Origin of the sequence: Kitasatospora sp. NPDC059571 (assembly GCF_042735675.1) — a bacterium.
Classification (GTDB): Bacteria; Actinomycetota; Actinomycetes; order Streptomycetales; family Streptomycetaceae; genus Kitasatospora.
Genome location: NZ_JBHWBW010000001.1, coordinates 135,417 through 142,171, shown reverse-complemented (window position 1 = coordinate 142,171; position 6,755 = coordinate 135,417). Strand labels below are relative to the sequence as shown.

The window sequence follows — 6,755 nt, the reverse complement described above, 5'->3', positions numbered from 1 at the left end:
GACGAGGCCGCCCCGGCACCCGCTGTCTCCTCCGCGGTGCCCAAAGCCTCGCCGACACTCTTGGACACCAGGCCCTTGGCACCATGCCAGCCCAGGCCCAGCCCAAGGCCCACCTCACCTGCCACAGCACCGGTCAGCGCCGCCCACCCCACGGATTCCCAATTGATGGCGTCGATGTCGCCGTTCTTGAGTTCGATCCCCTGCGCGACGAGGTCCATCCCCCCCATGAATCCCGCGCCCGAGGCCGCCGCCTGCAATACCGTCAACAACCGCTGGCGCACCGCGGCCAGCGCCGTCTGCGCGACCGTCTCCGCAGCCGCCGCCTCCACCGCCGAACCGCCCAGGGTCCAGAGAAACTGGGCAGCCGCCCAGAGAAGCCACGACGTCAGCCACACCGAGATTTCCAGCACCTGGTACTTCGCCTTGACCACACCGGCCCGCGACTCCCGCACACCCGCCGCGACGCGCAGCGCCGCCTGACGGGCCTGCTCCAACCCGCTGTGCTCCAGGAGCTCGCTCACACCCCGGTCGTGGGCCTCCCGCCCATCACCCCGCCAATCCGCCACATGCAGGCTAAGCCCCGCCAACTCATCCTGCGACGCCCCCAGCCTTCGCGCCAGCTCCTCGTAGTGGTCGAGGAGCACCTGCAGCTGGTCCTCATCGCCCGCAGGCCACGTGCCGGCCACATACTTCAAAACCGCCCGAGGCAACGGCGGAAGACCCCACGACACCCCTCACCCCACCCGGCTCGGAGGGAGCAGGATATGCACGATTTCGAACGAAGAGCCGTCGGTATCTACAGGAGCCGCCACAGGCCTCACCGCTCCACCCCTCCGGAAATCGCACTGCGGAATTGCCCGGGAAGACAACGAACGATCTTGCCGAAGCCCCTATGGAGAGTGAAGGGTAATCAAACCTTGGATCAGGACGAAGGGCACCCGGGCCCAAGATTTCAGGACTTCTGACTCGGCGCGGGGAGGGCGGAGGGCGGAGGCCGGTCCAGCCGTAGAAGCCGCCACCACCTTGGATGAAGGAGGATTCGGACTCGAGGCTCTCGTTGTCGGAGTCGTCGCGGTGTTGCCAGTGGTGACTCCACGCGCCATAGGGGTCTGGCTGTTCATCGTCGCCCTCCCCCCAGAGGAGGAGTGTCCCGCCTGTGGCGCTCCTCGTAGTTGGGGTTGGCGTGGTGGGGGACTCCTCGCGGCCGGGGGCTTCCCGGGCACCCACGACGTGGGGCTTGTGAATTCCTCCAGGAAGGCGACTTCGTCCTCCTCGCGCACGCCGAGTGTGGCGTTCACATCCACGTTGCCGGGCGCATCGATGGCGTACACGCGCTTGCCGCCCCGTCTCCACTGCTCCGCCTACCCTCTGCAGCGCTTGGTGCTAACGCTGGTCCGGGAATGCCCGAGGGCGACGTAGTCGTCAAGGCTGACGTTGTGGGAGGTGCCGTCCTCGTACGTGTGCTGGTTGTCCGCCCGGTCCGGGTGGAATCCACGCTCGAAGACGTCCGAGGGGGGAATCGGGAGCTGCCCGGTGCAGCGTCCGGTTGCCGGTCCGCCACCTGGGCCCGGGGGGATCCGGCCGGCGTCGGCCTCCGAACTCGCTGCCGCTTCGAGGGGGTCGCGCCGTTGTAGGCCCACGAGGAAGCGCCGTACCAAGAGCCAGCGGGGGTTCCGGTGCGTCACCGGGTTCCCATCCGGGCGGCGGCGTCGTGGGCGGCTGGTCGGTCGGGCTCCTGCCCGTCGCCGGACAGCGCGTCTGCAACGTGGAAGAGCTGCCGGGCCTGGTGGAGTCGCTGTTGGACGGCAGTCTTCTCGTGTCCGATGGCAGGCCTGTGCTGGACGAGGGTGCTGGCCTGCGAGACAGGCACCCGGAACTCGGCCTCGGACAGCCGGGCGCACAGTGGCCGGGCCATCGCCTGCTGCCATCGGGGGTGCCGGTGGCATGGTGGCGGGCCGGGTTTCCGGTGAGGTGGTCAGCGAGGGCGAGAGCCGCTTGGTGGCCACACCGGTGCAGGGCGTCCGCGACGCGCAGGTTCACCTGGGGCGCGTAGGCGGGCGTGGTCGCGGTTGTACTGCTGGTAGTGCTCGGGCAGTTCGTGGTGCTGGTAGTAGTGGGGTGCGGACGGTCGCGCCGGCACCTTGGTAGGCCCGGTCCGCCAGGACCAGGATCTCGCGGGTCGGGCAGGCCTGGACGACGCCGTGGGCGCGGGCCGCGGTCAGATCGTGGGTGCGTCCGGGCAGTGCTCGGGAGAACCACAGTGGCGTGCTGTCCGGGGCGGCGACGACCTGCACGTTCATCCCGTGCTCGCGGTGTTTCTGCGAGTAGTACGGCTCGTCCGACTTGATCCTGTCGGTCGGGATCAGGGTACCGTCGACGATCACGAAGTCGTCCTCGCCCAGGCCTACCAGCGCCTCACGCAGGCCTGGCACGCCCACGCGCCCAGGAACTCGACGGTCTCGTCCACGTACCGCCAGGCGGTGCCTGCGACACTCCGAAGCCGACTCCGAGCCGCGCGAGAGTCTCGTTCTCCCGCAGATGGGCCAGGATGGGCAGGGCTTGCTTGAAGTAACTCGAGCGCCGCCAACGCGAACGTATTTCACGCCTTCGGGCGTGGATCAGCCACGAGACGTGCTCGACGAGCTCGTGCGGGACATCGAGCATGCTCGACACGGGACCAAGCGAGGCTCCTCGGGCGAAGCGCGGTGCGTAGAGAACACCAGCGCAACGACCAAGAGCCTCGCCTGTCACTCCACCTCTCCTGACCAGGTATTTCACCCGGCCGAGGCAGGTTGAAAGAGGTTCACTGGGCCCTGCGAGACCGAAACGGTGCCAGCCCTGCCGAAACGGTGCCAGCCCTGCATTCGCGTGCGATCAAGCGCTGTCGGCGGTCCCCTCCTGCTGGCTCTGCCCCAACGTCGAGTCGCCTTCCGATCGGGTCGGCCCCGACTGCGCCAGCACCTGCGCGGGCACCGTCACCGGCTCGCCACCCGCCGCACCCCCCTGCGGCAGCTTCCCAGGCTGCGCCGGAACCTGCGGGGCGCTGCTGATCTCCCGGGCCAGTTCCCCGACATCCTGCTGTGACTGCGCGCCGGCCCGCTTGTAGAGCTGCGATGCCTGGCCCGTGGCGGCGTGGACCTGCTCGAGCATTGCGATGGCACTCTGGAGGGATGCCAGCAAGTCCCGGTGAGCGGGGTCGTACCACTCCCGAAACTGCTCGGCGTACGAGTCTCCCTCCCCCCAAGGCTCGCCGAGGGCGTTCACCGACCTGTTGAACCGCTCGAACAGCTGGCGCAGGTCGTTCGCGTGGTCCCCCAGGTCGTTCGTGTGCTTGTCGAGAGCGCCCGTCTCGACGGACATGTAGTCGGAACCCACCGTTGTCGCCTTCCTTCCGAGTGCGTGACCGAAACCGCGCTGTTGTCGGACGCTGTTCAGTCGTCCTCGTCGTCGAATGGGCCCGCATCGCGCGCCCCCCAGGCCATGCCCGGGGTGAACACGTGGTCCTTCGCAAGCTGGCCGGGGTCGAGCCGCCCGGCCATGATGTCGTCGATGTCCAGCCCCGCCGGAGCCAGCGGCGCGACCAGGCCCTTCACCTGCTCGAGCACCTGCGCGCGGGCGCGCTGAACGGTGTCCAGGACCACGTGCTCGAGCTCCGACGGGGCCATCGACCGGTAGCCGTCCGAGTGGAACTTCACTGCCGTCACCTCGCCCTGGGCACCGACGGTCACCGTGAGCAGGCGCCGCGCCGAGGTGGCAGAGGCGGACAACGCCTGCATCTTCTGGTGCATCGCGGAGAACTCGGCCATCCGGCTCTCGACTCGCTCGCGCAGCTCGTCAAGGTCCAGGCCCGGGAAGTCGTCCATAGGGTGTGTCTTTCTGCCGTTCCGGTCATCGTTGGGTGGGGCGACCGATGACGCCATCGGCAGCGTCCCGCTCGGTGGCACCCCACACGTCCTCGTCTTCCAGCAGCCATGTGGTGCGTTCACGCTCGCCTGCACCACCGGGCCGCTGCCCTTGCCCCATGCCACCCATGGGCGGCATGTAGGGCATCCCACCGCCGGCCGGGCCAGCCGGGCCAGCCGCGCCTGCCAGCCTCCCGGCTGCGCCGACAGCGCCGGTCTCGGCGGCTGCGGTTCGGGCGGCGAGCGTTTCGGCGCCCATCTCGGCTGCGGCTGTCCGGGCACCCAGCGGGCCGGGCCCGCCCGAGAACTTTGGCGAGGATGGCTGCCCCGGCTCGCCCAAGGCACCTGCGCCGGCCTCCTGCCGGGCGGCGGCGGTCAACGCCGCAACCTTTGGGTCCTTGCCGAGCAGGTCGGCGAACTCCTGTTGGAGCGGATCAGTCTTCGCCGACTTGGCAAACGAGGACGGCCCGGGCACGGCGGTGTCCTCAAGCGCTGAGAACGTGGGAGGTCTGACCGTGGAAGGCTTCGGCAAGACAGATGGCGCCCCGATCCGTCCGGTCGGCAGGCCATCCTGGCCGCGCTCGGCCAGGTCCAGGTTCGACCCCGCGGGCAGTGACGCGGATCGCGTGGCGGCCGCGCCGGATGAGCCGGCGGGCAACGACGTCGGCCCGAACATCGGCATCAGCGGCATCCCGGGCTCGCCAGCACCACTCGGGGTTGCACTGCTACCGCCGAGTGCCCTGCCGGTACCGACCGGGCCCGACCCACCAATGGCTCCTCCCGCACTGGCAAGGCCACTCAGGCCGGGCGGCGGAGGCACCGCCCCACCCGCGTCCGCCGATCCCGGACCACCGGAGCCACCCAGGCCCGCGCCACCGTCGAATGCCGGTCCACCACCCGACCCCAGACCACCCAAGCCCGGCGGCGGAGGCACCGCCCCACCCGCGTCCGCCGATCCCGGACCACCGGAGCCACCCAGGCCCGCGCCACCGTCGAATGCCGGTCCACCACCCGACCCCAGACCACCCAAGCCCGGCGGCGGAGGCACCGCCCCACCCGCGTCCGCCGATCCCGGACCACCGGAGCCACCCAGGCCCTTCAGGAGGTCGTTCGTGTCCGGCAGAGACTGCAGGTTCGGCAGAGTGGGAATGTTTCCCAGATTCGGACCGCCGGTCCCGCCAAGCCCGCCACCCGTGAGATTCACGTCCTCCAGGGTCTGTGTGTTTGCGATCTCGGTGCGGTAGACGGTCGCCAGCTGGTTGAGCTGGTCCCGCATGGCCTGGGTAAGCGGCTCGGCGATCGTGGGGAAATCGCCGACTCTGTAGTACGTCGTGCCGTCCTTGACCTCGACGGGCGGGAAGTGCTCGCGGGTCAAATACGGTGACTTGCCGAACTCATAGTTCCTCTGCTGAATAGGATTCAGGCTGTACCACCACTGGGCCAGCGCGGCGCAGGCACGGTCCCACATGGTGAGGACGTTCTCCTGCACCTGGGACAACACGGAACCGGCATTGTGAAAGCTGTTCTGGTGGGTGTAGAGCGCATCGGCGTGATCCATCAGCACCGAGTTCGCTTGGCTGAGCATCTGGCTGAAGCCATCGGCCGTCGGCCCCGCCCACCAGTCGCCCCGGTTCACCTGGGAGATCAACTGGTTGATGGAGTGGTGGGTGACAGCCATCGCGGCACCGGTGTCGCCGATCGCCGTTGCAGCCTGGAACAGGGTGCGCGGATCCGGCACGCTTGACTGGCCGGCGGCAAGGCCAGCGGCCGACTCATACGCCTGTGCCTGGCCGGTGAAGACGTGCAGGATCTGCCGGAAATCCCAGGTTCCGTAGTCCGGGTTGTCACCGGGGATATCGTACGGGGAATCGCCCACCGTTCCTGCCTTTCACCAACTGTCCCGACGGCGGCTCCGCACGTGCGGAGCCAAGATCGCCGTCCGGTGGGCTTCGTTGCCCAGTCCCACCGGATCTTCAAAAGCCGCCGGATCAGGCCGGCGAAAGTACCGGCGTACCCGAGACCGCACTGACAGGAATCGGCAGGCCGGTCCCCCAGTCTTGGCCGCCGTCCCAGCCCGACACCTGCTCGTGGACGGAGTCGTCCACTGACCCTCCGCCCGGGTTGGCCCCCGACGCGTCAGTGCCGGATCCTCCCGACGGCCCGTTACCCGGGACGCCGCCCGAACCGCCACCGGTGGCAGAGCTCGTACCGAGGGACAGGGCGGAAGAGACGCTGCCGATGATGGGCGTCAGCTCCTCCACCAGGTGTTCGTTCAACTCCTGGGTACTGGAGTACTTGTGGGCAATCTCGGTGAGCTTGGTGGCCACTTTGTCCAGCTGGCTACGGACCTGGTGCACGTTGCCGATGACGTCCTTGACCCGGCCGTCCCTGCCGGAGCCGATGTGCTTCTTCAGGTCGTCGCCGTCCTGGAAGGCGCCCGGGCGGGTGAGGTTGACAGCGGCGAGCGCAGTCTCGACGCCGTGCAGCGGGTCCGCGGAGTCTCGCAGCTGTTTGGCGAGCTTGAGGAGCATGTGGGGGGTGACCACCACACCCTTGCTGCCCGCACCCGACCCGGCCCCCGGCGGAGCCGGTGTCTGCCAGCCGTTGAACACCGGGATGGAGCTGCCCGGGGCCCCAGCGGAAACGGCGCCGCTGCCGTTCCCTCCCCCACCGCTGCCGCTCGACGCTGCCATGGATCGCTCGCTCCTCGTTCTGATGGTCCGTCTCTGAAGGTCCCGGGTCACCCCGGGAGGGGCGGGGGGGGGGGCCCCGCCCCCAAGCGCGCGGCCCCCCCCGACACCCCCCCCCGGGCGGGGCCGCACAAAAAGCGCGCGAGCGCGGGCCGGCCGGTGG

Annotated in this window: 6 protein-coding genes and 1 pseudogene; all 7 read right to left on the bottom strand. The window is 69.3% G+C overall.

Annotated elements, in window-relative coordinates:
* Window positions 1–644 (bottom strand): hypothetical protein (locus tag ACFV0G_RS00550; RefSeq protein WP_380539171.1); only part of this gene is annotated, 644 nt, incomplete at its 3' end.
* A 1,037-nt stretch (window positions 645–1,681) separates the two neighbouring features.
* Entirely contained in the window at window positions 1,682–1,915 is a 234-nt protein-coding gene (locus tag ACFV0G_RS00545; protein WP_380539168.1) for a hypothetical protein, read from the bottom strand.
* Window positions 1,916–2,029: 114 nt separating this feature from the next.
* Window positions 2,030–2,664: pseudogene (locus ACFV0G_RS00540) on the bottom strand (transposase family protein); the annotation flags it as partial.
* 210 nt (window positions 2,665–2,874) lie between these two features.
* Entirely contained in the window at window positions 2,875–3,375 is a 501-nt protein-coding gene (locus ACFV0G_RS00535) for a hypothetical protein (protein ID WP_380539165.1), read from the bottom strand.
* Between the two features lie 56 nt (window positions 3,376–3,431).
* Window positions 3,432–3,863, bottom strand: a complete 432-nt coding sequence (locus ACFV0G_RS00530) for a YbaB/EbfC family nucleoid-associated protein (RefSeq protein ID WP_380539162.1) — start codon at window positions 3,861–3,863, stop codon at window positions 3,432–3,434.
* 25 nt (window positions 3,864–3,888) lie between these two features.
* Window positions 3,889–5,778: a hypothetical protein gene (locus ACFV0G_RS00525; RefSeq protein ID WP_380539159.1), complete on the bottom strand. Its 1,890-nt coding sequence runs from the start codon at window positions 5,776–5,778 to the stop codon at window positions 3,889–3,891.
* A 112-nt stretch (window positions 5,779–5,890) separates the two neighbouring features.
* On the bottom strand, window positions 5,891–6,595 hold the full coding sequence (locus ACFV0G_RS00520) for a hypothetical protein (protein WP_380539156.1): 705 nt from the start codon (window positions 6,593–6,595) through the stop codon (window positions 5,891–5,893).
* Between the last annotated feature and the right edge of the window lie 160 nt (window positions 6,596–6,755).